Origin of the sequence: Caulobacter sp. UC70_42 (genome assembly GCF_044056025.1) — a bacterium.
In the GTDB taxonomy this organism is placed as follows: Bacteria; Pseudomonadota; Alphaproteobacteria; order Caulobacterales; family Caulobacteraceae; genus Caulobacter.
In genome coordinates, this window is the sequence record NZ_CP171994.1 from 3,276,180 (window position 1) to 3,300,597 (window position 24,418).

The window sequence follows — 24,418 nt, forward strand, 5'->3', positions numbered from 1 at the left end:
GGACAGAGGGGCCATGAAGCCTCAGTCGCGGAAGTGACCGACGACCGGCACGTGGTCGGACGGCTTTTCCTTGTCGCGCTCGTCGCGGTGGATGACGACATCGGTCAAGCGGTCGGCGGCCTGGGGCGAGCACAGCAGATGGTCGATGCGAATCCCCAGATTCCGGGGCCAGGCGCCGGCCTGGTAGTCCCAGAACGTGTAGCCGCCCGGCGCGCCGTCGACCTGCATGTAGGCGTCGGTGAGCCCGAGGTTCTTCAGCGCCCGGAACGCGCCGCGGCTCTCGGGCTGGAACAGGGCGTCGCCGAGCCAGGCCTCGGGATTGGCCACGTCCTCGGTTTCGGGGATGACGTTGTAGTCGCCCAGGATGACCAGCGGCTCCTCGAAAGCCAGCAAGCCCTGGGCGTGAGCTTGCAGGCGGCGCATCCAGGCCAGCTTGTAGTCGAACTTCTCCGTCCCGATCGGATTGCCGTTGGGCAGGTAGATGCCGACCACGCGGAACGGGACCGGCGCGGCGATCACCGCCTCGATATAGCGCGACTGCTCGTCGACCTCGTCCTCGGACAGAACCGGCAGGCCCTTGCGGACGTCCTCGACCGGGAACTTCGAGAGCAGGGCGACGCCGTTATAGGTCTTCTGGCCGTGGACGACGACGTTGTAGCCCAGCCGCTCGAAGGCCTCGGCCGGGAACTTCTCGTCGACGCACTTGATCTCCTGCAGCACGGCCACGTCGGGCGCTTCCGATTCGAACCAAGCCAACACGCCTTCCAGGCGAGCGTTGATCGAATTGACGTTCCAGGTGGCGATACGCATTGACGGCTCCAGACTGCGGCGGGAGGCTAGAGCCCATGAAGGTCGCGCTCAAGCCGGCAGGCAAATCCATCGATCGGAGACAGCTGGCGCTGATGGTGCTGGCGACCGGCGCGTGCCTGGCTTTCGCCGGCGTCGGGGCGATCCTGGCCATCTTCACGCCGCTGGTGTTCGACCGGGCGGGCAATGTGCTCAATCCGATCGCCTGGCTGGGCTTCGGCTTCGCGGCGCTGTTCTGGGTGGTGTGCCTTCTGGCTCCGCTGGCCGGCTGGATCCTGTGGCGCAAGGGGCAGACGTCCCTGGCGTGGGCCGCCATGGCCGCGCCGCTGGCCTGGGGCGCGCTGACGCTGACCCTGCTGCAGTTCGTGCCGGCTTAGGTCTTGTGGCGCCTTCCGGGTGGCGAACCGGAGGCCAGTTCGCCTGAAGGCGCTCGCTAGATAGAGAAGCTGACCCCGCAGCCGCAGCTGGACTTGGCGTTCGGATTGCGGACGCGGAACTCCGCCCCGGCCAGTTCGTCGACGAAATCGATCTCCGAACCCTTGAGCAGGGCCAGGGAGACGACGTCGACCAGGGCCACGGCGTCGTCGCGCTCGACCTTGAGGTCGTCGTCCCCGACGGCGTCGACCAGATCGAAGCGATACTGGAAGCCGGAGCATCCGCCGCCATCGACGGCGACGCGCAGCATCAGGGGGCGGCCCTCGCTGGCGGCGATGGCCTTGATCCGACGAGCGGCGTTTTCGGAAAGCGTTAAGTCTACTTGGGTCATGGCTGTGGAAAAGTCACCTTGAGCCTATATGAGGGTGACGCGGCCTCTACGGAAGGGGCCAAATCGTCCAACGCGATAAAGGCGGTTCATGACCTCGACCCCGTACTTCGTTCCGCGCGCCCCCTACGCCGAAGATCCGTTCAAGTCGCGGGGCCGCCGGTTCAAGGAGGACGAGAGCCGCACCCGGACGCCGTTCGCGCGGGATCGCGATCGCATCATCCACACCTCGGCCTTCCGCCGGTTGAAGGAGAAGACCCAGGTGTTCGTGGCCCACGAGGGCGACAACTTCCGCACGCGCCTGACCCACTCGCTGGAGGTGGCGCAGGTGGCGCGCTCGCTGGCCACGGCGCTCGGCCTGGACAGCGACCTCGCCGAGACCATCGCTCTTGGCCATGACATCGGCCATCCGCCGTTCGGCCACGCCGGCGAGGACGAGCTCGAACTGCAGATGAAGGACTACGGCGGCTTCGACCACAACGTCCAGACCTTCCGGGTCGTGACCGAACTGGAGCACCGTTATCCGGACTTTCTCGGGCTGAACCTGACCTGGGAGACCCTGGAAGGGATCATCAAGCACAATGGTCCGGTGACCAACAAGCTGGGCAAGCCGTCCTGGAAGGCGATCCAGAAGTACGACGCCGAATACGACCTCGGCTTGAACACCTGGGCGTCGGCCGAGGCCCAGGTGGCGGCCTTGGCCGACGACATCGCCTACAACAACCACGACGTCGACGACGGCGTCACCGCGGGCCTGTTCACCCTGGACGAGCTGATGGACGTGCCGCTGATCGGCCCGATCCTGGCGGCCGTGAAGAGCGAGCGCCCCGATCTCGACCCGCGCCTGACCCACCTGGAAGCCATCCGCCGCATGATCGGCGCGATGATCGACGACGTGATGGGCGAGACGCTGCAGCGCGCGGCGGCCACCGGCGTCGGTTCGGCCGACGATGTCCGGGCGCTGGACCACGCCCTGGTCGCCTTCTCGCCCGACATGGCCGAGGACCTGGCTCGCCTGCGCGCTTTCCTGCACGAACGCATGTACCGCCACTGGCGCGTCAACCGCACCCGCAGCCAGGCCCGCCGTATTCTGGGCGAAATGTTCGCGCTATTCCTGAAGGAGCCGGAGGTCCTGCCGACCATCTGGTTCGCCAAGTCGCAGAACCGCGACGAAGCCGGCCGCGCCCGCGTGGTTTGCGATTACATCGCGGGCATGACCGACCGCTTCGCGATAGAAGAACACCGCAAGCTGTTCCACCTGGACGTCTGGAACTAGGCCTTGGGGCCAGGGATCCGGAACGTGGGCGCGAGCGGCCGATCGTCTGCCACCTGAGCGGGGCGGACGCTTCTTGGACGGGCCGCCGTTGGGTAACCTAGGGTCGCGCGCGTCTGATTCGATGCGTTCGACCCGTGCGCCCTTGTTTGGACGCCCGAAAGTATCTGGAGCCTAGCCGAGATGTCCGATCCGCACCGCGGGGCCTATACGCCGCCCACCGACGCGCCGTTGTCGTTCGACGCGCGTCAGCCCGTGCGGGGCGCCCGCCCGCTGCCCATGACCCTGATCATCAGCGCGGTGGTGCTGGTGACCCTCGTCGTCGGGGTGATCCTGGTCTATCGCGGCGGCGTGCGGAACCCGAACGATCCGCCGCAGACCGTCGGGACCGAAGTGGCCCAGATGAAGACCCCGCCGCCGGCCGGCAGCCAGCCGCAGGACCCGGCCGCGGGCCTGCAAATCTACCACAACGAGGATCCGCAGCCCTCGGCCACCTTCGCCGCGCCGCCCGAGACGCCGCAGGCCCGTCCGGTCGCGCCGGTCGCCAGCGCCCCGGTGCAGACCGCCGCCCTGCCGGCCGCCAAGCCCGCGCCGACCGCGGCCCCGGCTCCGACCATCGAATCCCTGGCCACCGCCGCCGCCCAGAAGCCGGCGCCCAAGCCGGTTCAACTCGCCGCCGCCGCTCCCGCCAAGCCGGTCGCCGCGACCCCCGCGACCGCATCGAGCGGTCCCGCCATGGTGCAGATCGGCGCCCTGTCGTCTCCGGCCCTGGCGGACAAGGCCTGGACCGACGCCACGCGCCTCGCCCCGGGCCTGGCCGCCGGCAAGGGCAAGAAGGTCGAGGCGATCGACAAGAACGGCACGACGCTCTACCGCACCTCGGTGACCGGCTTCGCTTCGCGTGAGGCGGCCAAGGCCTTCTGCGAGGCGATCTCGGCCTCGGGCAAGTCCTGCTTCGTCAAGTAAGGAGCTACCCCTTTGAGCACCTCTTCCGCCGCTATTCTCGGCTGCGCCGGGACGACGCTGACGGCCGAGGAGGTCGCCTTCTTCCGGGATGTGAAGCCGTGGGGCTTCATCCTGTTCAAGCGCAATATCGCCGATCCCGAGCAGGTGAGGGCGCTGACCGCCGCCCTGCGCGCCACGGTCGGCCGTGACGACGCCCCGATCCTGATCGACCAGGAGGGGGGCGTGTTGCGCGCCTGCAGCCGCCGCACTGGCGCATCTATCCGCCTGGCCGCGCCTATGGCGAACTGGTCGCCAACGATCCGCTGACGGCGCGCGAGATCACCCGCCTGGGCTCGCGCCTGATCGCCCATGACCTGCGCTCGATCGGGATCAATGTCGACTGCGTGCCGGTGCTGGACGTGCCGGACCCGCAGGGGCACGAGATCATCGGCGACCGCGCCTATGGCGACACGCCCGAGCAGGTGGCGACTCTGGGCCGCGCGGCCGCCGAAGGCCTGCTGGCCGGCGGCGTCCTGCCGATCATCAAGCACATCCCCGGCCACGGTCGCGCCCTGAGCGACAGCCACCTGGAACTGCCCGTCGTGAAGGCCAAGCTGCTCGAGCTGGAAATCCGCGATTTCGCGCCGTTCCGGGTGCTGTCGGACATGCCGATGGCGATGACCGCCCACGTCGTCTACACGGCCATCGACCGCAACCGTCCGGCCACGACCTCGAAGAAGGTCATCCGGAAGATCATCCGCGAATCCATTGGCTTCGACGGACTTCTGATGAGCGACGACCTGTCGATGAAGGCGCTGAGCGGCGACTTCAAGCAGCGGGCCAAGGACAGCCTGTCGGCCGGCTGCGATGTCGTCCTGCATTGCAATGGCGACATGGTCGAGATGAAGGCCGTGATGTCGGGCGTCGGCCGGCTGGGCAAGGAGGCCCGCCGTCGGGCCCAGGCCGTGATGGGTCGCCTGGTCAAGGTTCCCGAGCCGTTCGACGCAGCCGAGGCCCGCGCCCGCTTCGACGCGGCGTTCGACGGCAAGTACGCTTGAGCACGGGCTTCCAGCCGACCTTCGACTTCGAGGCCGCCAACGAGGCGGCCGAGGACGGCGCGGCGCTGGTCATCGACATCGACGGCTACGAAGGCCCGCTGCACGTTCTGCTGGCCCTGGCGCGCAGCCAGAAGGTCGATCTGCTGCAGCTGTCGATCACCAAGCTGGCCGAGCAGTACCTGGCTTTCGTGCAGCAGGCGCGCCGCGTGCGGTTCTCCCTGGCCGCCGACTATCTGGTCATGGCCGCCTGGCTGGCCTATCTCAAGTCCCGCCTGCTGCTGCCCAAGCCCGAGCGCGCCAAGGCCGAGGAGCCGCCGGCGGAGGAAATGGCCGCCCAACTGGCCTTCCGCCTGGCCAAGCTGGACGTGATGCGCAAGGCCGTTCGAGGCCCTGAAGGAGCGCCCGATCCTGGGGCGCGACGTCTTCATGCGCGGCGACCCAGAGGCGGTGAGCATCGTTTCCTCGACCCGGCTCGAAGGCGACCTCTACGGCCTGATGAGCGCCTACATCACCCAGCGCAAGCGCGAGCACAGCCGCCACTACGCCCCGCGCCCGCCGACCGCCTATCCGCTGGAGGACGCCCGCGACCGCCTGCGCGGCCTGCTGCCGAAGATGCGCGACTGGACGATCCTCTCCACCGTCGCCCCGATCGAGCGGGCGCTGGAGGAGGAGGACGGCCCCACGCCCGCCTCCTACCTGGCCTCGACCTTGTCGGCCTCGCTGGAACTGGTCAAGGAGGGCATCCTTGAGGCGCGGCAGATGGAGCACTTTCAGGACATCTATTTGCGGACCAGGACGGAGCCGCTAGAGGTCGGCGAATGACCGTCGAACTGGAACCGCTCTTCGTCGAGCGCTGCATCGAGGCTCTGCTGTTCGCGGCGGCCGAGCCGCTCAGCGACGTCGATCTGGCCAAGCGCCTGCCGGAGGGCGCCGACATCGCCGCCGGCCTCGCGGGCCTGCGGACGCGTTACGAGGGCCGGGGAATCGAACTGGTCTGCGTGGCCGACCGCTGGCGTTTCCAGACGGCGACCGACCTGTCGTTCCTGATGACCGAAGAACGCGAGGAGCCGCGCCGCCTGTCCAAGGCCGCCCAGGAGACCCTGGCGATCGTCGCCTATCACCAGCCCGTCACCCGGGCCGAGATCGAGGCCGTGCGCGGGGTGCAGGCCAGCCGGGGCACGCTGGACGTCCTGCTGGAGCTGGGCTTGATCCGCATGCGCGGTCGCCGGCGCACGCCGGGCCGGCCGGTGACCTTCGGGACGACGGACGCCTTCCTGGAGCACTACGGCCTGGCCGCGCTGTCGGACCTGCCGGGCATCGCCGAGATGAAGGCCGCGGGTCTGCTGGAAATGAACCTGCCGCCAGGCTTCACCGTGCCCGACCCGCTAGGCCTGCGCGTCGATGACGAGGACCCGCTGGATCTGGACGACGGCGAACAGCCGGAATTCGCTCAGGACTTCCTGGGCGAGCCTGAGAAGGCGGATCGCTAGGCGAGGACGTCGGCGATCTGGCCGGTCTTGTCCTTCTTGTCCGGATCGTTCTGGACCTGCTGCTTGATCATGTCCTTGAGCTTTTGCTCGATCTTGGCCCGATCCTCGGGGCCCATCGCCTTGAGCTGCTCCTCGGTGACGCCCAGCTTTGCCAGCATCGCGGCCCGCATCTTCTGGGCCGGGGTCATCGCCTGGTACTTTAGGAACTCGTCCTTGGCGGACGTTTCGCCGATGGGCGACGAGTTGCTGGCGGACATGCCGCCGTAGGCGCCCGCATAGACCGACGCGCCGATGGACGAAATGGACATGAAAACGCTCCCGAACTCCAGGGTGCGACACTTTGTGCAAGGCAGAGGCCAAGGGCGGGAAGCTAGGCTTTACAGATCCTTAGCGGACAAGGGGGCGCTGAAGGCGTGGCCGGTCGGTCAACTCCGCCGAGCAGAACTTGCCCAGAGGACGCGCCGAGCTCCGCGACCTCGCGTCTCTCGGGTGAACGATGGTCGCCGGCCCCGCGAGCGCCTATATTCTTCGGCATGTTGTAACGACGCGTCGCAGCGGCTATCTGGCGCTGTCGCAAGGAGTCTCGATTATGGGAAGTCTCGGTCCGATCCACTGGATCATCGTCGCCGTCGTGGTGCTGCTGCTGTTCGGCGGCCGCGGCAAGCTGTCGGGCATCATGGGCGACGCAGCCAAGGGCATTCGCGCGTTCAAGGACGGCCTGAAGGACGACACCAGCAGCGAAGTCGCCGACAACAAGTCCAAGGGCGCCCTGCCGCGTACCGAGCAGGAAGCCGAAGAGCTTCGCAAGTCGTAAGGCCTTGAAGCGCGGGGAGGGTTCTTCGCGCGCATCTGTTCAACCCCGCGGGGAGCTTACGGGCTCCGCGTTCTAAGGCGCGTCCATGCTTCCTGATATCGGCGGCACAGAACTCCTTGTCATCGCCGCCGTCGCTTTGATCGTGGTTGGTCCCAAGGATTTGCCCGCTTTGCTGCGCAAGCTGGGCCAGTTCGTGGGCCGGATGCGGGGCATGGCGTCGGAATTCCGCGCCAGCTTCGACGAGATGGCGCGCCAGTCCGAACTGGACGAGCTGCGCCGCGAAGTGCAGGCCATGCGCTCGGGCCAGTTCACCAATTCGACGCCGGCCGCGGATCCGCATGTCGACCAGGTGTTCGCCGACATCGACGCCTCGCTGTCCAGCGGCGCGACCCAGATGCACCCCTATGCCGGAGCCGAAATCCACAATCCGGCCCTGAGCACGGACAATTCGGTTCCGGAGCCGGCCGCTCAGATCGTCGAGAAGCCCAAGCGCGCGCCGCGCAAGAAGGTCGTCGCGGTCGCCGAGCCGGCGCCCGTCAAGACCGCCAAGGCGCCGCGCAAGCGCACGCCCGCCGCTTCGGCTAGGGCTTCGACGAAGAAAGACATCACGGTCGAGGCCCCCAAGGCCGTCCGGACGCCGCGCAAACGCGCGGCCAAGGCCGGCGGCTCCACCGCTTCGGACATCGTCTCGTGAACGACAAGGCCATCGGATACGAACCCGAGGACGAGATCGAAGTCCTCGCGCGCGCCGCTTCTGGATCATCTGATCGAGCTGCGCACCCGCCTGATCATCTGCGTCGGCGCGATCGCCGTCGCCTTCGGCGTCTGCTTCGCCTTCGTGAAGCCGATCTTTCTGTTCCTCGTGCGCCCCTTCACTGTGGCTGAGGGCCTGAAGGCCGTGCAGGACGCGGGCGGCCATCATGGCTCGTTCGACCTGATTCTGGCCCTGGTCGGCATCAAGCACGTGCCGCCCGCCGCCCTGAAGGACATCACCTTGCAGGCCACCGCGCCGCTGGAGCAGTTCTTCACCAACATCAAGCTGTCGGCGTTCGCGGCCATCGTGGTGGCCTTCCCGATCATCGCCTGGCAGCTCTACCGCTTCGTCGCGCCCGGTCTCTACAAGAAGGAGCGTAACGCGTTCCTGCCGTTCCTGATCGCCTCGCCGGTGCTGTTCCTGATGGGCTCGGCGCTGGTCTATTACGTGATGCTGCCGTTCGTGCTGTGGTTCTCGCTGAGCCAGCAGATCGTCGGCGATGGCGTGAAGGTCGTCCTGCAGACGCGGGTCTCGGAATACCTGACCCTGGTGACGACCTTGCTCTTGGCCTTCGGCCTCAGCTTCCAGCTTCCCGTGGTGCTGTCTCTGGGCGGCCTGGCGGGTCTGGTCACGTCGGATATGCTGCGGACGGGCCGTCGCTACGCCATCGTCGCCGTCTTCGTGGTGGCCGCCATCGTCACCCCGCCGGACCCGATCAGCCAGATCACCCTCGCGGTGCCGCTGTGCCTGCTTTACGAGATTTCGATCTGGTGCGTCTGGCTGATCGAGCGTCGCCGCAAGCGGGAAGACGACGAGGAAGCCGGCAAGGACATCGTCACCGTCTGAGCCAATGGAAAAGGGCTCCGCGATCAGTCGCGGAGCCCTCCTGTTCCACTTGGAGAGGCGAGTGAAACTAGGCCGCGGCGCCGATGCGCGCCTGCAGCTGGGCCTTGGCGGCGCGCACCGTCTCGGCGACGCACGACGGTAGTTCACGACGCTGACGTTCGGGCGCTGGGCCTTGCAGACCGTCTGGGCGGCCGTGCGGATCTCGGCGCGGATCTGGTTCTGGGTCTTGCCCTTCAGCGAGATGCGGACGACCGAGACGGTCTCGACGGCGGCCGGCTTGCCGATGTCGCGCGCGCGCATGATCGAGGCCAGCTGGCGATGAGCGTTCATCAGGGCGTTGTCGACGCAGGTCGCGTCGCCGGCGCCGCAGACCGAAGCGGCGGCGGCCTTGATCTCGTTTTCGATCTGGACCGAGTTCTTGCCCGTCAGCGACACGCGGACTTCGTTGGCGGTCTTGGCGCCGGCCGGAACGGCCACAGCGGCGGCGATGGCGAGGGCGGCGAAAGCGGCGAACGACTTCATGATTTCAAATTCCTTGGAATGATCGGGCGGCCGGGGAGGGCCGAAAAAGGACGCGTACTGAAGTTGGCGCGGCTTTTCGGCGATCGGGATTAAGCCGGCGTGTGAAAGCGCGGCTAATTTCCGTTAACAGTTGGATTGTTCGTGCCGCCATCTGGCGGAAGTGGGTGAATCTCTTTTTCGCGCCCTGCGTCATCCGGTCGCATATTTTAAGTTTCGACGGTTCTGAGCAACGTGACGGTGTTTTGGCCCCCGGCCGCCGAGATCACGAAGCCGTGGGGAGGGCGCGCCCCCGTCCGGAAAGCTTGGCGCCCCGCCGACGCGCCTTAGAGAGGGCGTTTCTCCACCGCCTATCCCTGAGCTTGCGTTCGATGCACGACATCAAGGCCATCCGCGAAAATCCCGAAGCCTTCGAAGCCGCATGGTCGGCCAAGGGGCGATCGGGCGAGGCCGCGCAGGCGGTCAAGCTGGACGCCCAGCTGCGCGCGGCCCAGACGGCGCTGCAAGAGGCCCAGGCCAAGCGCAACGAGAGCTCCAAGCTGATCGGCATGGCCAAGGCCAAGAAGGACGAGGCCGAGGCCGCCCGCCTCATGGCCGAGGTCGAGGCCCTGAAGGGCGTCATGGCCACGGCCGCCGAAGAAGAGGCCCTGGTCGGCGGCAAGCTGAAGGACCTTCTGGCCAGCCTGCCCAACATCCCGGCTCCGGAAGTGCCCGCGGGCGAGGACGAGCACGGCAATGTCGAAGAGCGCCGCTGGGGCGACGCCGCCAAGCTGCCGGCCGGCCGCCTGAACGCGCCCAAGGACCACGTCGACCTGGGCGCGGCCCTCGGCGGCATGGACTTCGAGGCCGCCGCCCGGATGAGCGGGGCGCGTTTCGTGGTCCTGAAGAAGGAAATCGCCCGCCTGGAGCGCGCCATCGGCCAGTTCATGCTGGACCTGCAGACGGTCGAGCATGGCTATACGGAAATCAGCCCGCCGCTGCTGGTGCGCGACGAGGCGCTGTATGGCACCGGCCAGCTGCCGAAGTTCGCCGACGACCTGTTCCACACCACCGACGATCGCTGGCTGATCCCCACCGCCGAGGTCTCGCTGACCAACATCGTCCGCGAGCAGATCCTGGCCGAGGAAGAACTGCCGTTGCGCCTGACGGCCCTGACGCCGTCGTTCCGCGCCGAGGCCGGGTCGGCCGGGCGCGACACGCGCGGCATGATCCGCCAGCACCAGTTCTACAAGGTCGAGCTGGTCTCGATCACCACGCCCGACCAGTCCGAGGCCGAGCACCAGCGCATGGTCGAGTGTGCCGAGACGGTGCTCAAGAAGCTGGAGCTTCCCTTCCGCACCATGCTGCTGTGCGCCGGCGACATGGGCTTCGGGGCCAAGAAGACCTACGATCTGGAAGTCTGGCTGCCGTCGCAGAACATGTATCGCGAGATCAGCTCGTGCTCGAACTGCGGCGACTTCCAGGCCCGCCGCATGGAAGCGCGTTACCGCAAGACCGGCGAGAAGGGCGGCCACTTCGTCCATACCCTGAACGGTTCGGGCCTGGCCGTCGGCCGCACCCTGGTGGCCGTGCTGGAGAACTACCAGGACGAAGCCGGCCGCATTCATATCCCGGCCGTGCTGCAGCCCTATATGGGCGGCGTCACCCACATCGGAGGCGCGGCGTGAGGATCCTCCTCACAAACGACGACGGCATCAACGCGCCCGGTCTGAAGAGCCTGGAGAAGATCGCCCGCGCCCTCAGCGGCGATGTCTGGATCTGCGCGCCGGAATACGAGCAGTCGGGCGCCAGCCGGGCCCTGACTCTGTCGGACCCGATCCGCGTCCGCAAGCTCGACGATCGCCGCTTCGCCGTCGAGGGCACGCCGACCGACTGCGTGATGATGGCCGTGCAGCAGCTGATCGACGGCCCCGCGCCGGATCTGGTGCTGTCGGGCGTCAACCGCGGCCAGAACCTGGCCGAGGACGTCACCCTGTCGGGCACGGTGGCCGGCGCGATCGAGGGCATGGCCCACGGCATCCGCTCGATCGCCCTGTCCCAGACGATGAACTTCTTCCACGACGAGGTCGTCGCCCACTGGGAGACGGCCGAGCACTTCGGCCCCGGTATCGTGCAGCGCCTGCTGGAAGTGGGGTGGCCAGCCGATGTGATCATGAACGTCAACTTCCCGGCCGTGGCGCCCGAGGCGGTGACCGAGGTCGAGGTCACCCGCCAGGGCTTCCGCGATGGCCTGCTGCGCAACATGGAAAAGCGCACCGACCTGCGCGGCCGCGATTACTATTGGATGGGCTTCTCGGCCAAGGCCTCCGAGCCCGCCGACGGCACCGACCTGAAGGCGATCTATTCCGGCCGCATCTCGGTGACGCCGCTGCACATCGACCTGACGCACAACGAGACCGTCCACAAGCTGAAGGGCGTGCTGGGCGGCGCGCCGCCGAAGCTGAAGGCGGCTCCATGAGCGGAGGGACGTCCAAGGCCGCAGAGAACGCCAAGGCCGACCTGCCGCGCCTGATGCAAGCCCTGCGCGACCAGGGGGTCACCGATCCACAGGTGCTGAAGGCCATCGAGACCACGCCGCGCGACCTGTTCACGCCGGACCTTTTCAAGGACCGCTCGTGGGAGGATTCGGCGCTGCCGATCGCCTGCGGCCAGACGATCAGCCAGCCCTATATCGTCGGTCTGATGACCCAGGCCCTGACGATCGAGCCGCGCTGCCGGGTGCTGGAGATCGGCACGGGCTCAGGCTACCAGACCACGATCCTCAGCAAGGTCTCGCGCCTCGTCTATACGATCGAGCGCTACCGGACCCTGATGAAGGAGGCCGAGGGCCGCTTTCACAAGCTGGGCCTGACCAATGTCATCACCAAGTTCGGCGATGGCGGCGAGGGTTGGGCCGAACAGGCGCCATTCGACCGCATTATGGTCACGGCCGCGGCCGAAGATGATCCGAAACGGCTGCTTTCGCAGCTGAAGCCCAACGGCGTGCTGGTCGCGCCGGTGGGGAAGGGGCCAGTTCAAAGCCTTCGCCGTTATGCCGGCGACGGCAAGGGGGGCTTCCGGGTCGAGATTCTCTGCGACGTGCGCTTCGTGCCCTTGTTGGCCGGCGTCGCGAAGGATCAGTGAAGGTTGGGGGACGCGGCGTTTCGCGGCCTCTGGTGTTAAAGGTTGGTTTACCCTGACGGAGCCCTTTGGTGGCTCCGGCGGGAAAGGAGAGGCTATGAGGCAGTTGTGGACGCGCGCGGCGGTGATCGCCCTGACGGCTGGAACGCTCGGCGCCCATGCGGAGGACGCGCGCGCCGCGGGCCAGCGCTTCACGCCGAACTTCCCGATCACCCAGCCCCCCGCCGCCCAGCCGGTTCCGCAATCCACGGCGCCCGCGTCGGAGGCCGTCTCGACCGCGCCCAACGAGGCCGAGACCCTGTCGCGTCCGACGCCGATCTCGACCTCGGCCGCGCCGTCGGTCACCCAGTCCGAGCTGCCGCCGCCCGCCCGCGCCACGACCTCGGCGCCCGCGCCGCAGCTGCGCGCCGCCCCGCCCAGGACCGTGGTCACCACCACCGTCACCGGTCCCGTGGTCAATGTTCCCGGCAAGCCGCAAGTGCGTGTCGTCGAATCCGGTGACGCGCTGGACGCCATCGCCCGCGGCTTCGGCGCGACCCGCGCCGAGCTGGTCGAGCTGAACGATCTGAAGCCTCCGTATCGCCTGAAGCTGGGTCAGAAGATCAAGGGCCCGGCCAAGGACGACCAGAAGGCCTATGTGGTCCAGACCGGCGACACGATGTTCGCCATCGCCAAGCGCTTCAACGTCACCGCCGCCGCCCTGGCCGACGAGAACGACCTGAAGGCCACCTCGGCGATCAAGAAGGGCCAGAAGCTGATCCTGCCGGACGGCTACAAGGACAAGGGGCCGATCAAGACGACGACCGTGCTGGCCGGCGCGCCCGCCTCGCAGCCCAGCTCCGCCGAGGCCGAGCCGACCCCGAGCCGTCCGGCGACCACGACCCCGTCGCGCCCGGCGCCCGGATCGCTGCATCCGGCCAATCAACTGACGCCGACGGAACCGGGCGATCTGGGCCCGGTCAGCACGACGACGCTCAGCGTCACCGGTTCGGTCACGACCGTCGCGGGGCCGCGCCAGATCCACACCGTCAAGTCGGGCGACACGCTCACGGCCATCGCCCGCAAGTTCGGCGTCAGCGTCAGCGACCTGGCGGACGACAACAAGCTGAAGACCGACACGCCGCTGAAGCTAGGCGCCAAGATCAAGGGGCCGGCGACCACCCAGAAGGCCTATGTCGCGGTGAGCGGCGATACGCTGGCCGGCATCGCCAAGCGCTTCAATGTCAGCGTCAAGGAACTGGCCGCGGAGAACAACCTGCGGGCCACGGCCTCGGTGAAGAAGGGCCAGAAGGTCCTGCTGCCCGACGGCTACAAGGACAAGGGCCCGATCCGGACCACCACCACCACCGTGGCGAAGCGTCCCGAGCCGACACGAGCGCCTTCGCCGTCGACGCCCTCGAACACCTACGCCCGCGTCGACAGCTCGGCGCCCACGGCCCCCACGCCGTCGACGCCATCCAGCCCGCAGCCCTACCAGCCCAGCGGCAACAGCTATTCGCGTCCCAGCGCGCCGATCGCCGCCCAGCCGGTCACTCCGCCGCCGTCGTCGGCGCGGCCGATCATCGAGAGCAGCGCCGCCCCGACCGAGGCCGAGATCATCGCCTCGGGCAAGGGCAAGTTCGCCTGGCCGGTGCGCGGCGAGATCATCTCGACCTTCGGCGTCAAGGGCACGGGCCAGCGCAATGACGGCCTGGACATCCGCGCCGTGCAGGGCACGCCGGTGCTGTCCGCCGCCGACGGCGAAGTGGCCTATGCCGGCAACCAGGTCCCGACCTTCGGCAATCTGGTGCTGGTCAAGCACGCCGACGGCTGGGTCACGGCCTACGCTCACCTGTCCAGCATCAACGTCAAGATGCGCCAGGCCGTGCGCCAGGGCGAGCAATTGGGCGCGGTCGGCGCCACCGGCGGGACCAACGAGTCCAAGCTGCACTTCGAGATGCGCTATGCGCCGACGGTCAAGGACAAGGCCAAGCCGGTCGACCCGGCCCTGGTGCTGCCGCGCTGAGGCGACGCCATCCCTGAAACCGGCGACGGCCCGCTTCGAAAGAGGCGGGCCGTTCTGCCGTTCGCCTCAGACCAAACCGCGCGGCGCGAAGCGGCTGGGCGAGACGCCGAACTGGCGAGAGAAGGCCTCGCTGAATGCGGCCGGGCTCTGATAGCCGCAGTCCAGAGCGGTCTCGGTCACGCCGGCGCCGGCGCAGAGACGTTCCACAGCGTGAACCAGCCGCGCCTTCTGCCGCCAGGCCTCGAGGGTCAGGCCCGTCTCGCGTGGAAACAGGCGCTGTAAGGTGCGAAGGCTGGCGCCGGACTCTCGCGCGATCTGGGACAGTCCGCGCGCGTCGGCTGGATGGTCGCGCCAGGTCTCCGCCAGCCGCAGGGCGCGCGGATCGCGAGGCAGGGGCAGGGCCAGATCTTCCGGGCGGGCCTGGAGGATGAGGTCGATCAGCAGACCGGCCAGACGGTCGTGGTGGGGCTTGTCCGGGTTCAGCATGCCGACCGTCAGCACATGCAGGATCAGCTCGCGCAGCAGCGGCGCCACGGCGATGACGCAAGGCTCGACCGGCAGCGGGTCGGCGCGCGGGCGGTCGATATAGAGCGTGCGCATGGCGACTTCGCCCCGCGCGGCGATGGCGTGGCGCACGCCCGCCGGAACCCAGATCGCCCGCGTCGGCGGGATCGTCCACGTGGCGTCGTCGGTGACCACCCGCATCACGCCCGAGGCGGCGAAGACCAACTGACCCCACCCGTGGCGGTGGGCCGGCAGCAGCGTCCCCGCGTGAAGGCCCGCCGCATAGGTGCGGACGTCGAAGCCGTCGCTCACCTATGCCGTCTCGGGAAAGACGCCCGGGTCATACTGCATGGCGCCGACCAGATTGCCTTCTGTGTCCTCGAAATAGATCAGTTCGCCGACGCCCTCGATGCGGTAGGGCGGCATGACGATCTTGCCGCCGCCGGCCTCGATGGCGGCGATGGTCGCCTTCAGGTCCGCGACCCCGAAGCTGGCCTCCAAGCCGGCCATGCGCACGCCCGCAACCAGCTCGCGGCGACCCTGCAAGGCGCCGAGCAGGCCCTGGCCGGCGTTCTTGACCTGGTAGAAGTCCGGCGGACCCCACGGGTCGAACCGCCAGCCAAAGACGCTCTCGTAGAAGGCCTTGGCGCGGCTGGTGTCGTCGGCGTTGATGGCGAAGTGTCTGAAGGTCGCGGGCATGGCGCTCTCCTGGATGGGAGGCTCAGCTAAGCGCGGATCGGCGTGGCGCGCTTGCGATAAAGCGCCAAAGATCACCGATCACGCGCCATCCCGGCTCAGCTGGGCAGCTTGACGCCCAGTTCGCCGGCCAGGTCGCGCACAAACTGCCAGGCCACGCGTCCGGAGCGGGCTCCGCGCATTTGCGACCACTGCAGGGCGCGGCGGTCGAGGTCGGGGGCGGTCAGGCCGAACTGTTCAGCGTAGCCGCGGATGGCGGCCAGATAGGTGTCCTGGTCCATCGGCGGGAAGCCGATCCACAGGCCGAAGCGGTCGGAGACGCTCATCTCCTCCTCGGCGTTCTCGGCGGCGGCGATGGCGCCCTGGCTTTCGACGTGGTCGCGGGGCATCAGGTGGCGACGGTTCGAGGTGGCCACGAACAGCACGTTCTCGGGCGGGCCCGACACGCCGCCCTCCAGAGCCGACTTCAGCGCCTTGGCCGCCGCGGCCCCGTCCTCGAACGAGAGGTCGTCGCATAGCACCACGAAGCGCTCCGTACGCGCGCGGAGTTGATCGAACAGCGGGGGCAGGGCGGCGACCTCGTCGCGATCGACCTCGATAAGCTTGAGAGCCGGAAACTCTTCGGCCAGGCTGACGAAGGCGGCCTTGGTCACCGAGCTCTTGCCTGTGCCGCGGACGCCCCACAGCAGCACGTGATTGCAGGGCACGCCGAGCGCGAAGCGGCGCAGGTTGTCGACGAAACGGCCTTTCTGCCGGTCAATTCCCACCAACAGGTCCAGAGATAGCGGATAGTCGGCGGCCGGGACGAAGGCGCCGTCTTTCGGCTCGTGCCGGAACAGGCGCGCGGCCGAAAAGTCCGGCGCGGGCGGCGGCGGCGGGGCCAGCCGTTCCAGGGCCTCGGTGATGCGGGCCAGCAAGGGAGCAAGCACGGTGTTTGGCGCGTCTGTCATGGGCACGCTGCATACCGGGTGCGCTTGGATTGCAAAAGGGGAGGCGAACGCATAGCTTCCGCCGACTTGGCGCGACCCTATGAGCTTGTCTCTTTTTGGCTGGCGCGCCGCATCGGTTTTGTTGGAGACGTCATGTCCGGTCTGAACGCTCAATTCTTGCAGCTCGCCCCCATCCTGCTGATGGTCGTGCTGTTCTACTTCATGCTGATCCGTCCGCAGCAGAAGCGCGCCAAGGAGCATCAGACGATGCTCTCCAATCTGAAGCGCAACGACACGGTCGTCCTGTCCAGCGGCATGATCGGCAAGGTCGTCCGCGTGGAGGACAAGGAAGTCGGCGTCGAGATCGCCACCGGCGTGACCGTGAAGGTCATCAAGGGCATGATCACGGAAGTCCGCACCAAGGGCGAGCCGGCGCCCGCCAACGACGCGAAGAACTAAGACGCTCTCAGAATATCGCGAGGCGTTCTAGCGACGTCGCCTGAAAGTCACTGATCCATGCTGACCCTCTCCCGCTGGAAGATCATCGCCGTCACCTTGTCGGTGATCTTCGGCATCCTGTTCTCCCTGCCCAACGTCCTGCCGCAGAAGACGTTGGACGCCATGCCCGGCTGGCTGCCGCACCAGAAGCTGAACCTCGGCCTCGACCTGCAAGGCGGCTCGTATCTGCTCTATGAGGTCGACACCGACGCGCTGCACCGCGAGCGTCTGTCCGACCTGATGGAAGACACCCGCACCCAGCTGCGGAGCGAGCAGATCCCGTTCGGCGAACTGGCCCAGCAGGGCGAGGTGATCAGCGTCCGCATCGGCGACCCCTCACGTTACGAGGCCGCCCTGAACCTGCTGCGCAAGAACCTCGGGCGCCGCTGGCCGGCGTCATCGGCGGCAAGGATGTCGCCGTCGCGGGCAAGGGCGACAACCGCATCGAAGTCACCTTCGTGCCGGAAGCCCAGCGCGCCGACGCCGCCAAGGCCGTCGACCAGTCGATCGAGACGATCCGTCGCCGTATCGACAGCCTGGGCACCAAGGAGCCCTCGATCAACCGCCAGGGCACCAACCGGATCATGATCCAGGCGGCTGGCGAGAGCGATCCCGAACGGCTGCGCGCCGTCATCGGCAAGACCGCCAAGCTGACCTTCCAGATGGTCGACGAGACGGTCACGCCCGAGGACGTCCAGGCCGGCCGTCTGCCCGCAGGCTCGGAATTGCTGCAGAGCGAAGACCGCTACGCGCCGTACTACGTGGTCAAGAAGCGCGCCATCGTCTCGGGCGATGAACTGACCAATGCGTCGCAAACCTTCGACCAGAATGGCCGGCCGGCCGTCGGCTTTGCTTTCAACGGTTCCGGCGCCAAGAAGTTTGGCGACATCACCCTGCGAAACCCTGGCAAGCGGTTCGCGATCGTCCTGGACAAAAAGGTGATCTCGGCCCCGGTGATCAACGATCCGATCACCAGCGGCAGCGGCATCATCACCGGCAGCTTCACCGCCGAGAGCGCCAACGAGCTCTCGCTGCTGCTGCGCTCGGGCGCTTTGCCGGCCCCCCCTGAACATCGAAGACCAGCGCACCGTGACCGCCGAGCTCGGCGCCGACGCTGTCAAGGCCGGCTCGATCTCGCTGGCCATCGGCGCGGTGTCGATGTTCGTGTTCGTGATCCTGGCCTATGGCCTGTTCGGCGGCTTCGCGGCCATCGCCCTGGTGGTCAACGTCCTGCTGATCGTCGGCATCATGTCGATGACCCAGGCGACCCTGACCTTCCCGGGCATCGCCGGCCTTATCTTGACCCTGGCCGTCGCCGTCGACGCCAATGTGCTGATCTACGAGCGCATGCGCGACGAGGCCAACGCCGGGCGAACGCCCATGGCCGCGGCCGACCACGGCTACAAGCTGGCCCTGACCTCGATCCTGGACGCCAACATCACCAGCCTGATCTCGGGCCTGATCATGTTCAGCTTCGGTTCGGGCCCGGTGAAGGGCTTCGCCTGGACCCTGGTGATCGGCGTGTTCACGTCGCTGTTCACCGCCATCTTCATCACCCAAGTGCTCATCGGCTGGTGGTTCAAGGCCACCAAGCCGAAGAAGCTGCCGATCGCATAGGAGATCCGACCATGCGTTGGCCCCTCATTCGCTATATCCCGCGTTCGACCCACTTCCGCTTCGTTCGCTGGGCGCCGGTCGCGGCCGTCATCTCGGCGATCCTGATCGTCGCCTCGATCGGCCTGCTGATCTTCCAGGGCCTGAACCTGGGCATCGACTTCAAGGGCGGCGTCGCCCTGGAGGTGCAGATGTCGCGCCCGGTCCCCCTGGCCCAGCTGCGCACGGCGCTGGACCAGATCGGCGCCCATGACGGCCAGGTCCAGGGTTTCGGTTCGCCGAACTCGGCCATGGTCAAGTTCCTGCCGGCCGAGGGCGAAAAGCCCAGCGACGCGTCCAAGAACGTCGAGGCGGAGCTGATCAAGCGCTTCCCCGACCTGAAGGTGACCAGCCGCTCCGAAGTGGGCGCCAAGGTCTCGGGCGAACTGCTGATGTCCGGCTTCAAGGCCCTGGGCGTCGCCCTGCTGCTGACGCTGGGCTACATCTGGTTCCGCTTCGGCCTGTCGTATGGCACGGGCGCCGTCGTGGCCGTGATCCACGACATCGTCCTGACCCTGGGCCTGCTGTCGGTCTGCGGCATCGAGTTCTCGATGACCGAGATCGCGGCCCTGCTGACGGTCATCGGCTACTCGATGAACGAAAAGGTCATCACCTTCGACCGTCTGAAGGAAAACCTGCGCAAGTACCGCACCACGCCGCTGCGCGACATCATCGACCTGTCGGAAAACGAGCGTCTGTCGCGGACGATCATCACCGGCACCACGGCCTTGCTGGCCCTGGGCGGCACGATGGCGTTCGGCGGCCCGGTGCTGTTCCCGCTGGTGTTCACCATGATCTTCGGCATCGTCATCGGCACCTATTCGTCGATCTATATCGCCCTGCCGATGATCCTGATCTGGGGCGTGAAGCGGAACGACGACGAAGCCACGCCGATCAAGCTCGGCGCGGCCTCGCGTCCCTGATGCGTCAGCCGCCGTCCATCGACGCCTGGGGCGGCGGCGGCTTCCGGGTCTCCGGCGACTGGCGGCCCGGCTCGCTGCTGATCCTCGAACGATCAGCCCCGCGACTGGTCCGCCACGTCCCTGGCCGCGCTGACCCCCGAGGCCTTCGCCGAGGTGTTCGCCGCCGGCGGGGCGGTGGAGTTCGTTTTGCTGGGCACGGGCCTCAACAACGCCCTGCCGCCGCGTCCCGTCCGCGACGCCCTGAAGGCGGCGGGCGTGGGTCTCGAGTTCATGAGCACCGAGGCGGCGGCGCGCACCTACAACGTCCTGGCCAGCGAAGGCCGGCGGCTGGCGGCGGCGCTGATCGCGGTCTAGGCTGTCTGGTCGACGGTCGCGCCGGGTTCTTCGGCGCGATCCTTCTTCGCCTTGGCTTCGGCGCGTTCCTCGGCCGCCTTTCGCAGCATGCCCAGGGCCGCCTCGGCGACGCCGGCGACGCGGTTCTCGTCGGTCAGGGTGTCCAGGGCGGCCTTGGCGTCGTCCGACAACGAGACCTGCACAGCCGCGTCCTTGCCGGTCTTCTCGGCCTTTTCAGCCTTCTCCTCCGCCAGCTGTTGCTCGCGTCCATCGGCATTGGTTTGGAGGAAGGCCTTCCAGCTCTCCAGGGTCCCGGTCTGCTCAAGGCTGGCCGTCCCGGCGAAGATCATCTTCTGCTGCTGGGGCGACATCCGGTTCAGGGCGACGATCTGGTCGGCCATCACGTTGCCTTCGCGCGGCGTGCGCATACCCCGGGCGTTGAAGTCATCGGCGGCCTGGCGGATTTGCTTGGCTATGGTCGAGTTGTTCCAGGCGGCGTTCAGCGCGTCGCGATCGGCCTGGGTGCTGGACTTGAACCAGTCGGCCCGCCCCTGGTCCGAGGCGTACAGCGCCTTGCCGATGGCGACATAGGCGTCGATCTTCTGGTCATCCGAGGCGCCGGAGCCGTCGGCTAGGATCGTGGACTGGCGCAGAACCACGGCGACGACGCCGCCACCGCTGGCGGGCGGCGGGGAGAGGGGCTGGGCGACGGACGACACTTGCATGGCGGATCTCGCTTTGGCGCAACTTGAGGTTACGGCATTCGCCTTAACGGCACCCTAGCGGCGACTTTGCCGACTCCCGAAAACGGTCCTATGGTCCGGGCCAAGCTTTCAGAAGGACTTGGGGGAAACGATGTCCGGGCTGCTTTCCAACTTCCGCAACACCATGATCGTCAGCTTCGTGCTGGCCTTGGTGATCGTGATCGGCTACGCGCACGGTCCCGACGGGCATGGCGCGATCTTCCTGCAGGCCGTCTTCCGCTGGCTGCACGTGATGTTCGGCATCCTGTGGATCGGGCTGCTGTACTACTTCAACTTCGTGCAGATCCGCGTGATGCCGCAGATCCCGGCCGAGCTGAAGCCGGCGGTCAGCAAGTACATCGCGCCCGAGGCGCTGTTCTGGTTCCGCTGGGCGGCGCTGTTCACCTGGGTGATGGGCGTGATCCTGGCTTTCAGCCGCGGCTACCTGCTGGAAGCGGCGACCCTGGGCCTGGCCGGCGGCTACACGCCCGGCGTGGACATGCAGTACACTTTCATCGGCACCGGGATGTGGCTGGGTACGGTGATGTTCTTCAACGTCTGGGTCTTCATCTGGCCGAACCAGAAGATCGCGCTGGGCATGGTCGAGGCCGACGCGGACGCCAAGGCCAAGGCCGCCAAGCTGGCCATGCTGTTCTCCCGCACCAACACGCTGCTCAGCCTGCCGATGCTGGCGACCATGGCGATGAACCAGACCGTCTTCGGCTGACGCCCGAGGCGACACGCTGTAAGGGGAGGGCCCGCCAGCTCGGCGGGTCCTTCTTCGTTTTGAGACCATGGCCGACACCGAAACCCTCGACGATCTCGTCCGCCGCGTCGATCCCGACCGCTGGCTGGCCAGCCGGTTCATCGGCGACCTGGCCGCGCGGGCCGACGTTATCGCGCTCTTCGGCCTGAACTACGAGCTGGCCCGGGTGGCGGGCGGCGTCTCCAACGCCCTGATGGGCGAGATCCGCATCACCTGGTGGCGCGAGGCGATGGAGGAGATCGCCGCCGGCAAGCCGCCGCGCAAGCATCCCAATGTCGAGGCCCTGGCCGCGTCCCGGTTCGACCCGAACGCGCTCGCGACACTGGCCGAGGCGCGCTTCACCGATCTGGACGAAGGTCCTCTGAAGGACGAGGCCGCCGTTCTGGCCTATGTCGACGCCACGGCCGGCGCGTTGGCGGTGCTGGCGGCGCGGCGGCTGGATGCGAGCGCCGATCCGCACGCCGTCAAGGGCGCGGCGCGGGCGTTCGGCCTCACAGGTCTGTGGCGGCTGAAACAGGCTGGGCGGTCGCGTCTGCCTGAGGCGTGGACGCGTGAGGACGTGGTCGGGCGCGTCGAGGCGCAACTGAAGGCGGCGCGGGGCGAGGTGAGGGGCCTGCCCGTTGCGGCCTTCCCGGCGGTGGCCCCGGCGGCGCTGGCGCGACCCCACCTGAAGGGCCGCGAGATGAGTGATCTCGAAAGGAAGGCCCGTCTCACCTTCGCGGTGGCGACGGGCCGTCTCTAGACCTACTTGCCGGGCCGGGTATTCCCCGTCCACTGGTCCAGCCAGTCCAGCACCTCCTTGTGCCACTGCACCGAGTTCTGGGCCTTCAGCACCCAGTGGTTCTCGTTCGGGAAGTACAGCAGCTTGCTGGGCACGCCCTTGCGCTGCAGGGCGCTGAACGTCGCCAGGCCCTGCTCGACGGGAATGCGGTAGTCGAGCTGTCCCTGCACCACCAGCTGCGGCTTGACCCACTTGTCGACGTGCAGGGCGGGGTTGAAGGTCTCGTAGGTCGTTCCGGGCTGCCAGGGCGTCCCGCCGTTCTCCCACTCGGTGAACCACAGCTCCTCGGTCGCGAAGCCCATGGCGCGGGTGTCGAAGACGCCGTCGTGGTCCACGAGGCACTTCCAGGGCGCGTTCCAGTTGCCGGCGATCCAGTTGACCATGTAGCCGCCGTAGGAGGCGCCCAGGGCGCAGGCGCGGTCGGAGTCCAGGAAGCCGTACTTCTGGGTGGCGAAGGCCCAACCCTTTTGCAGGTCCTCCAGCGGACGGTCGCCCCAGTGCTGGCTGATCGCGTCGGTGAAGGCTTGGCCGTAGCCGGTCGAGCCATGGAAATCGACCATGACCACGGCGTAGCCGGCGTTGGCGTAGATCTGCGGGTTCCAGCGATAGGACCAGCTGTTGCTGAACGAGCCCTGCGGGCCGCCGTGGATCAGGAAGGCCACGGGATACTTCTTGGCCGGATCGAAGTTGGCCGGCTTCACGATGAAGCCGTGCACGGTCTCATCGTTCCAGCCCTTGAAGCTGAACTGTTCGGGCTCGCCCCAGGCGACGTCCTTCAGGGCCTCGTCGCTGACGCTGGCCACGCGCGCCGGCGGCCCTTTCGGCAGGGTCATGAACAGCTCCGAGGGGCTCTTCAGCGAGTCGGAAGCGTAAACGAGCCCACCGGGGCCGACGTCGAAAGCGGTGACGTGGCCCTCGCCGGTCAGGGCGGCGACCTTGCCGGTCTTGACGTCGATGGCGAACAGCTTGCCCTGACCGACGTCCAGCGCTGTGGCGTAGATCGTCTTGCCGTCACGGCTCCAGGCGATCGAATCGGCCGAGCGGTCCCAGGTCGGGGCCAGTTCGCGTTCCTGGCCGGTGGCCATGTCGCGGACGATGATCCCGAACCGGTCGGCCTCGAAGCCGGGGCGCTTCATGGCGCGATAGGCGGCCTGCTTGCCGTCGGGCGAGAACACCGGGGCGGTGTCCCAGGCCTTGTTGCCGGCCGTGAGGTTCTGGAGCCTGGCCGAACCGTCCAGCGGCGCGCTCCAGACGTCGTAGTTGGTGGTCCAGGCCTCGTCCTTGCCTGCGACCTTGGCCGAGAAGACCACGCCCTTGCTGTCCGGCGTGATCGTGAAGTCGGCGTCGTCGCCATAGGGCTTGGTGGGCGTATCGCCGTCGAAGCCCTTCATCAGGTCGATCGGCTGGCCGGTCGCCACGCCGTTGGCGTCGAGCGGCCAGGCGAAGAGGTGGTTCTTGGTCCCGTCGTTCCAGGTATCCCAGTGGCGGACGAACAGGCGATCATAGACCACCCCCGTCGCCTTGGTCGCGGTCTTGGCGGCCAGCCTGCCCTCGGTGCAGGCGAAGTCGGCGCAGTCGGGGAACACGGCCAGGCCCACGACGATGGTCTTGCCGTCCGGGGCGACCTTGAAGGCCTGGACGTCGAACGGCGCGGCGGTCACCTGGGTCGCGGTCTCGCCCATGACGTCGGTCTTGAACACCTGCTCGGTCCCGCCGGCGCGGCTGGACGAGAAGTAGATGGTCTTGCCGTCGGCGCTCCAGCGGCCGCTGGACGCCCCGCCGTCGGAGATCTTCAGCCGACGCGGCGCCATCCTGGCCTTCAGGTCGGCGACCCACAGCGACATCGCGGCCTTGTTGGCCGGATAATCCATGGTCCGCACCGTATAGAGCACGTAGCGGCCATCGGGCGAGACGCGCGGATCCGACAGGCGATCCAGGCTCGCCATGTCCTTGGCGGTGAAGACGCGCGACTTGGCGGGCGCCTGCGCTTGGGCCGTCCCCGCGAGGGCGATGGCGAGGACCGCCGCGGAAGCGGCCATGGGGGCGACGAGACGCAAGCTCTTGATCATGAAACCGAAATTCCCGGAAACGGTTATCGCTTTGGCGGCGGAGCGTAGTCCTGGTTTCGCCGAGCCGCTAGGGGAGCCCGGGATCAAGATTCCCGAGCACGGATCGTCGACCGACGGTCTGTTTCCGCG

At 67.7% G+C, this 24,418-nt stretch carries 24 protein-coding genes and 5 pseudogenes; 21 read left to right on the forward strand and 8 right to left on the reverse strand.

What is annotated here, in order from left to right; translation table 11 throughout:
• Window positions 1-21 precede the first annotated feature (21 nt).
• A complete protein-coding gene (gene xth / locus ACHMW8_RS16265) occupies window positions 22-810 on the reverse strand; it encodes an exodeoxyribonuclease III (RefSeq protein ID WP_395443112.1) in 789 nt (262 codons plus the stop codon).
• Between xth and ACHMW8_RS16270 the strand changes: the two genes are divergently transcribed.
• Entirely contained in the window at window positions 810-1,184 is a 375-nt protein-coding gene (locus ACHMW8_RS16270) for a hypothetical protein (protein ID WP_395443113.1), read from the forward strand. The two genes, xth and ACHMW8_RS16270, sit on opposite strands and share 1 nt — an antisense overlap.
• A 56-nt stretch (window positions 1,185-1,240) precedes the next feature.
• Here ACHMW8_RS16270 and erpA read toward each other — a convergent pair whose 3' ends face one another.
• Entirely contained in the window at window positions 1,241-1,573 is a 333-nt protein-coding gene (gene erpA / locus ACHMW8_RS16275) for an iron-sulfur cluster insertion protein ErpA (protein ID WP_395443114.1), read from the reverse strand.
• Window positions 1,574-1,661: 88 nt separating this feature from the next.
• Between erpA and ACHMW8_RS16280 the strand changes: the two genes are divergently transcribed.
• From ACHMW8_RS16280 to scpB, 5 genes and pseudogenes are all read left to right on the forward strand, one after another.
• Entirely contained in the window at window positions 1,662-2,846 is a 1,185-nt protein-coding gene (locus tag ACHMW8_RS16280; RefSeq protein ID WP_125156544.1) for a deoxyguanosinetriphosphate triphosphohydrolase, read from the forward strand.
• A 180-nt stretch (window positions 2,847-3,026) separates the two neighbouring features.
• Entirely contained in the window at window positions 3,027-3,809 is a 783-nt protein-coding gene (locus tag ACHMW8_RS16285; RefSeq protein ID WP_395443115.1) for an SPOR domain-containing protein, read from the forward strand.
• A gap of 12 nt (window positions 3,810-3,821) precedes the next feature.
• Window positions 3,822-4,846 (forward strand): annotated as a pseudogene (gene nagZ, locus ACHMW8_RS16290) (beta-N-acetylhexosaminidase).
• A pseudogene (locus ACHMW8_RS16295) lies at window positions 4,843-5,668 on the forward strand (segregation and condensation protein A). Before nagZ ends, ACHMW8_RS16295 begins: the two co-directional pseudogenes overlap by 4 nt.
• A complete protein-coding gene (gene scpB / locus ACHMW8_RS16300) occupies window positions 5,665-6,336 on the forward strand; it encodes an SMC-Scp complex subunit ScpB (protein ID WP_395443116.1) in 672 nt (223 codons plus the stop codon). The pseudogene ACHMW8_RS16295 and the gene scpB overlap by 4 nt, the downstream one beginning before the upstream one ends.
• On the opposite strand, the gene ACHMW8_RS16305 is transcribed toward scpB, so the two are convergent.
• Window positions 6,333-6,644, reverse strand: a complete 312-nt coding sequence (locus ACHMW8_RS16305) for a hypothetical protein (RefSeq protein ID WP_395443117.1) — start codon at window positions 6,642-6,644, stop codon at window positions 6,333-6,335. The genes scpB and ACHMW8_RS16305 overlap by 4 nt on opposite strands.
• Before the next feature lie 281 nt (window positions 6,645-6,925).
• Between ACHMW8_RS16305 and tatA the strand changes: the two genes are divergently transcribed.
• The 9 genes and pseudogenes from tatA to ACHMW8_RS16350 all read left to right on the forward strand — a co-directional run bounded on the left by tatA (window position 6,926) and on the right by ACHMW8_RS16350 (window position 14,394).
• Window positions 6,926-7,150 carry a twin-arginine translocase TatA/TatE family subunit gene (gene tatA / locus ACHMW8_RS16310; protein ID WP_099579690.1) on the forward strand — a complete coding sequence of 75 codons (225 nt, stop codon included), beginning with the start codon at window positions 6,926-6,928 and terminating at the stop codon, window positions 7,148-7,150.
• Window positions 7,151-7,235: 85 nt separating this feature from the next.
• Window positions 7,236-7,844, forward strand: coding sequence for a Sec-independent protein translocase protein TatB (tatB, locus tag ACHMW8_RS16315; protein WP_395443118.1), 609 nt, complete (start codon window positions 7,236-7,238; stop codon window positions 7,842-7,844).
• Window positions 7,841-8,750, forward strand: a pseudogene (gene tatC, locus ACHMW8_RS16320) (twin-arginine translocase subunit TatC). Before tatB ends, tatC begins: the two are co-directional and overlap by 4 nt.
• A gap of 172 nt (window positions 8,751-8,922) precedes the next feature.
• Complete coding sequence (locus tag ACHMW8_RS16325) at window positions 8,923-9,072, forward strand: hypothetical protein (protein ID WP_395443119.1); 150 nt, start codon at window positions 8,923-8,925, stop codon at window positions 9,070-9,072.
• A complete protein-coding gene (locus ACHMW8_RS16330) occupies window positions 9,069-9,365 on the forward strand; it encodes a hypothetical protein (RefSeq protein ID WP_395443120.1) in 297 nt (98 codons plus the stop codon). Before ACHMW8_RS16325 ends, ACHMW8_RS16330 begins: the two co-directional genes overlap by 4 nt.
• 275 nt (window positions 9,366-9,640) lie before the next feature.
• The gene (gene serS / locus ACHMW8_RS16335) at window positions 9,641-10,936 is read left to right on the forward strand and encodes a serine--tRNA ligase (protein ID WP_395443121.1); all 1,296 of its coding nucleotides are present in this window, start codon (window positions 9,641-9,643) and stop codon (window positions 10,934-10,936) included.
• On the forward strand, window positions 10,933-11,727 hold the full coding sequence (gene surE / locus ACHMW8_RS16340; protein ID WP_395443122.1) for a 5'/3'-nucleotidase SurE: 795 nt from the start codon (window positions 10,933-10,935) through the stop codon (window positions 11,725-11,727). The genes serS and surE overlap by 4 nt, the downstream gene beginning before the upstream one ends.
• Window positions 11,724-12,392, forward strand: coding sequence for a protein-L-isoaspartate(D-aspartate) O-methyltransferase (locus tag ACHMW8_RS16345; RefSeq protein WP_395443123.1), 669 nt, complete (start codon window positions 11,724-11,726; stop codon window positions 12,390-12,392). Before surE ends, ACHMW8_RS16345 begins: the two co-directional genes overlap by 4 nt.
• Before the next feature lie 94 nt (window positions 12,393-12,486).
• The gene (locus ACHMW8_RS16350) at window positions 12,487-14,394 is read left to right on the forward strand and encodes a LysM peptidoglycan-binding domain-containing protein (protein ID WP_395443124.1); all 1,908 of its coding nucleotides are present in this window, start codon (window positions 12,487-12,489) and stop codon (window positions 14,392-14,394) included.
• A 66-nt stretch (window positions 14,395-14,460) separates the two neighbouring features.
• Here ACHMW8_RS16350 and ACHMW8_RS16355 read toward each other — a convergent pair whose 3' ends face one another.
• The 3 genes from ACHMW8_RS16355 to ACHMW8_RS16365 form a co-directional block, all read right to left on the reverse strand.
• The gene (locus ACHMW8_RS16355) at window positions 14,461-15,210 is read right to left on the reverse strand and encodes an AraC family transcriptional regulator (protein WP_395443125.1); all 750 of its coding nucleotides are present in this window, start codon (window positions 15,208-15,210) and stop codon (window positions 14,461-14,463) included.
• Entirely contained in the window at window positions 15,211-15,597 is a 387-nt protein-coding gene (locus ACHMW8_RS16360; protein ID WP_395443126.1) for a VOC family protein, read from the reverse strand.
• 95 nt (window positions 15,598-15,692) lie between these two features.
• Window positions 15,693-16,544 carry an ATP-binding protein gene (locus ACHMW8_RS16365; protein ID WP_395443127.1) on the reverse strand — a complete coding sequence of 284 codons (852 nt, stop codon included), beginning with the start codon at window positions 16,542-16,544 and terminating at the stop codon, window positions 15,693-15,695.
• A gap of 132 nt (window positions 16,545-16,676) precedes the next feature.
• Between ACHMW8_RS16365 and yajC the strand changes: the two genes are divergently transcribed.
• From yajC to ACHMW8_RS16385, 4 genes and pseudogenes are all read left to right on the forward strand, one after another.
• Window positions 16,677-16,982 carry a preprotein translocase subunit YajC gene (gene yajC, locus ACHMW8_RS16370; protein ID WP_125156560.1) on the forward strand — a complete coding sequence of 102 codons (306 nt, stop codon included), beginning with the start codon at window positions 16,677-16,679 and terminating at the stop codon, window positions 16,980-16,982.
• Between the two features lie 57 nt (window positions 16,983-17,039).
• Window positions 17,040-18,638 (forward strand): annotated as a pseudogene (gene secD / locus ACHMW8_RS16375) (protein translocase subunit SecD).
• A gap of 11 nt (window positions 18,639-18,649) precedes the next feature.
• A complete protein-coding gene (gene secF, locus ACHMW8_RS16380) occupies window positions 18,650-19,597 on the forward strand; it encodes a protein translocase subunit SecF (protein ID WP_125156562.1) in 948 nt (315 codons plus the stop codon).
• Window positions 19,597-19,951: pseudogene (locus tag ACHMW8_RS16385) on the forward strand (Mth938-like domain-containing protein). Before secF ends, ACHMW8_RS16385 begins: the two are co-directional and overlap by 1 nt.
• On the opposite strand, the gene ACHMW8_RS16390 reads toward ACHMW8_RS16385, so the two are convergent.
• A complete protein-coding gene (locus tag ACHMW8_RS16390; protein WP_395443128.1) occupies window positions 19,948-20,655 on the reverse strand; it encodes a hypothetical protein in 708 nt (235 codons plus the stop codon). The pseudogene ACHMW8_RS16385 and the gene ACHMW8_RS16390 overlap by 4 nt on opposite strands.
• A 130-nt stretch (window positions 20,656-20,785) precedes the next feature.
• Between ACHMW8_RS16390 and ACHMW8_RS16395 the strand changes: the two genes are divergently transcribed.
• Window positions 20,786-21,400, forward strand: a complete 615-nt coding sequence (locus ACHMW8_RS16395) for a urate hydroxylase PuuD (protein WP_395443129.1) — start codon at window positions 20,786-20,788, stop codon at window positions 21,398-21,400.
• Between the two features lie 67 nt (window positions 21,401-21,467).
• Window positions 21,468-22,181 carry a squalene/phytoene synthase family protein gene (locus ACHMW8_RS16400; RefSeq protein ID WP_395443130.1) on the forward strand — a complete coding sequence of 238 codons (714 nt, stop codon included), beginning with the start codon at window positions 21,468-21,470 and terminating at the stop codon, window positions 22,179-22,181.
• Window positions 22,182-22,183: 2 nt separating this feature from the next.
• Here the strand turns inward: ACHMW8_RS16400 and ACHMW8_RS16405 are convergent, their stop codons facing one another.
• Entirely contained in the window at window positions 22,184-24,289 is a 2,106-nt protein-coding gene (locus tag ACHMW8_RS16405; RefSeq protein WP_395443131.1) for a prolyl oligopeptidase family serine peptidase, read from the reverse strand.
• Window positions 24,290-24,418: the final 129 nt, after the last annotated feature.

What these genes read in the sequence shown, in the direction of transcription:
- xth (WP_395443112.1), bottom strand. Translation starts at nt 810, where the DNA reads ATGCGTATCGCCACCTGGAACGTCAATTCGATCAACGCTCGCCTGGAA.
- erpA (WP_395443114.1), bottom strand. Translation starts at nt 1,573, where the DNA reads ATGACCCAAGTAGACTTAACGCTTTCCGAAAACGCCGCTCGTCGGATC.
- ACHMW8_RS16280 (WP_125156544.1), top strand. Translation starts at nt 1,662, where the DNA reads ATGACCTCGACCCCGTACTTCGTTCCGCGCGCCCCCTACGCCGAAGAT.
- ACHMW8_RS16285 (WP_395443115.1), top strand. Translation starts at nt 3,027, where the DNA reads ATGTCCGATCCGCACCGCGGGGCCTATACGCCGCCCACCGACGCGCCG.
- scpB (WP_395443116.1), top strand. Translation starts at nt 5,665, where the DNA reads ATGACCGTCGAACTGGAACCGCTCTTCGTCGAGCGCTGCATCGAGGCT.
- ACHMW8_RS16305 (WP_395443117.1), bottom strand. Translation starts at nt 6,644, where the DNA reads ATGTCCATTTCGTCCATCGGCGCGTCGGTCTATGCGGGCGCCTACGGC.
- tatA (WP_099579690.1), top strand. Translation starts at nt 6,926, where the DNA reads ATGGGAAGTCTCGGTCCGATCCACTGGATCATCGTCGCCGTCGTGGTG.
- tatB (WP_395443118.1), top strand. Translation starts at nt 7,236, where the DNA reads ATGCTTCCTGATATCGGCGGCACAGAACTCCTTGTCATCGCCGCCGTC.
- ACHMW8_RS16330 (WP_395443120.1), top strand. Translation starts at nt 9,069, where the DNA reads ATGAGCGTTCATCAGGGCGTTGTCGACGCAGGTCGCGTCGCCGGCGCC.
- serS (WP_395443121.1), top strand. Translation starts at nt 9,641, where the DNA reads ATGCACGACATCAAGGCCATCCGCGAAAATCCCGAAGCCTTCGAAGCC.
- ACHMW8_RS16345 (WP_395443123.1), top strand. Translation starts at nt 11,724, where the DNA reads ATGAGCGGAGGGACGTCCAAGGCCGCAGAGAACGCCAAGGCCGACCTG.
- ACHMW8_RS16350 (WP_395443124.1), top strand. Translation starts at nt 12,487, where the DNA reads ATGAGGCAGTTGTGGACGCGCGCGGCGGTGATCGCCCTGACGGCTGGA.
- ACHMW8_RS16360 (WP_395443126.1), bottom strand. Translation starts at nt 15,597, where the DNA reads ATGCCCGCGACCTTCAGACACTTCGCCATCAACGCCGACGACACCAGC.
- ACHMW8_RS16365 (WP_395443127.1), bottom strand. Translation starts at nt 16,544, where the DNA reads ATGACAGACGCGCCAAACACCGTGCTTGCTCCCTTGCTGGCCCGCATC.
- yajC (WP_125156560.1), top strand. Translation starts at nt 16,677, where the DNA reads ATGTCCGGTCTGAACGCTCAATTCTTGCAGCTCGCCCCCATCCTGCTG.
- secF (WP_125156562.1), top strand. Translation starts at nt 18,650, where the DNA reads ATGCGTTGGCCCCTCATTCGCTATATCCCGCGTTCGACCCACTTCCGC.
- ACHMW8_RS16390 (WP_395443128.1), bottom strand. Translation starts at nt 20,655, where the DNA reads ATGCAAGTGTCGTCCGTCGCCCAGCCCCTCTCCCCGCCGCCCGCCAGC.
- ACHMW8_RS16395 (WP_395443129.1), top strand. Translation starts at nt 20,786, where the DNA reads ATGTCCGGGCTGCTTTCCAACTTCCGCAACACCATGATCGTCAGCTTC.
- ACHMW8_RS16400 (WP_395443130.1), top strand. Translation starts at nt 21,468, where the DNA reads ATGGCCGACACCGAAACCCTCGACGATCTCGTCCGCCGCGTCGATCCC.
- ACHMW8_RS16405 (WP_395443131.1), bottom strand. Translation starts at nt 24,289, where the DNA reads ATGATCAAGAGCTTGCGTCTCGTCGCCCCCATGGCCGCTTCCGCGGCG.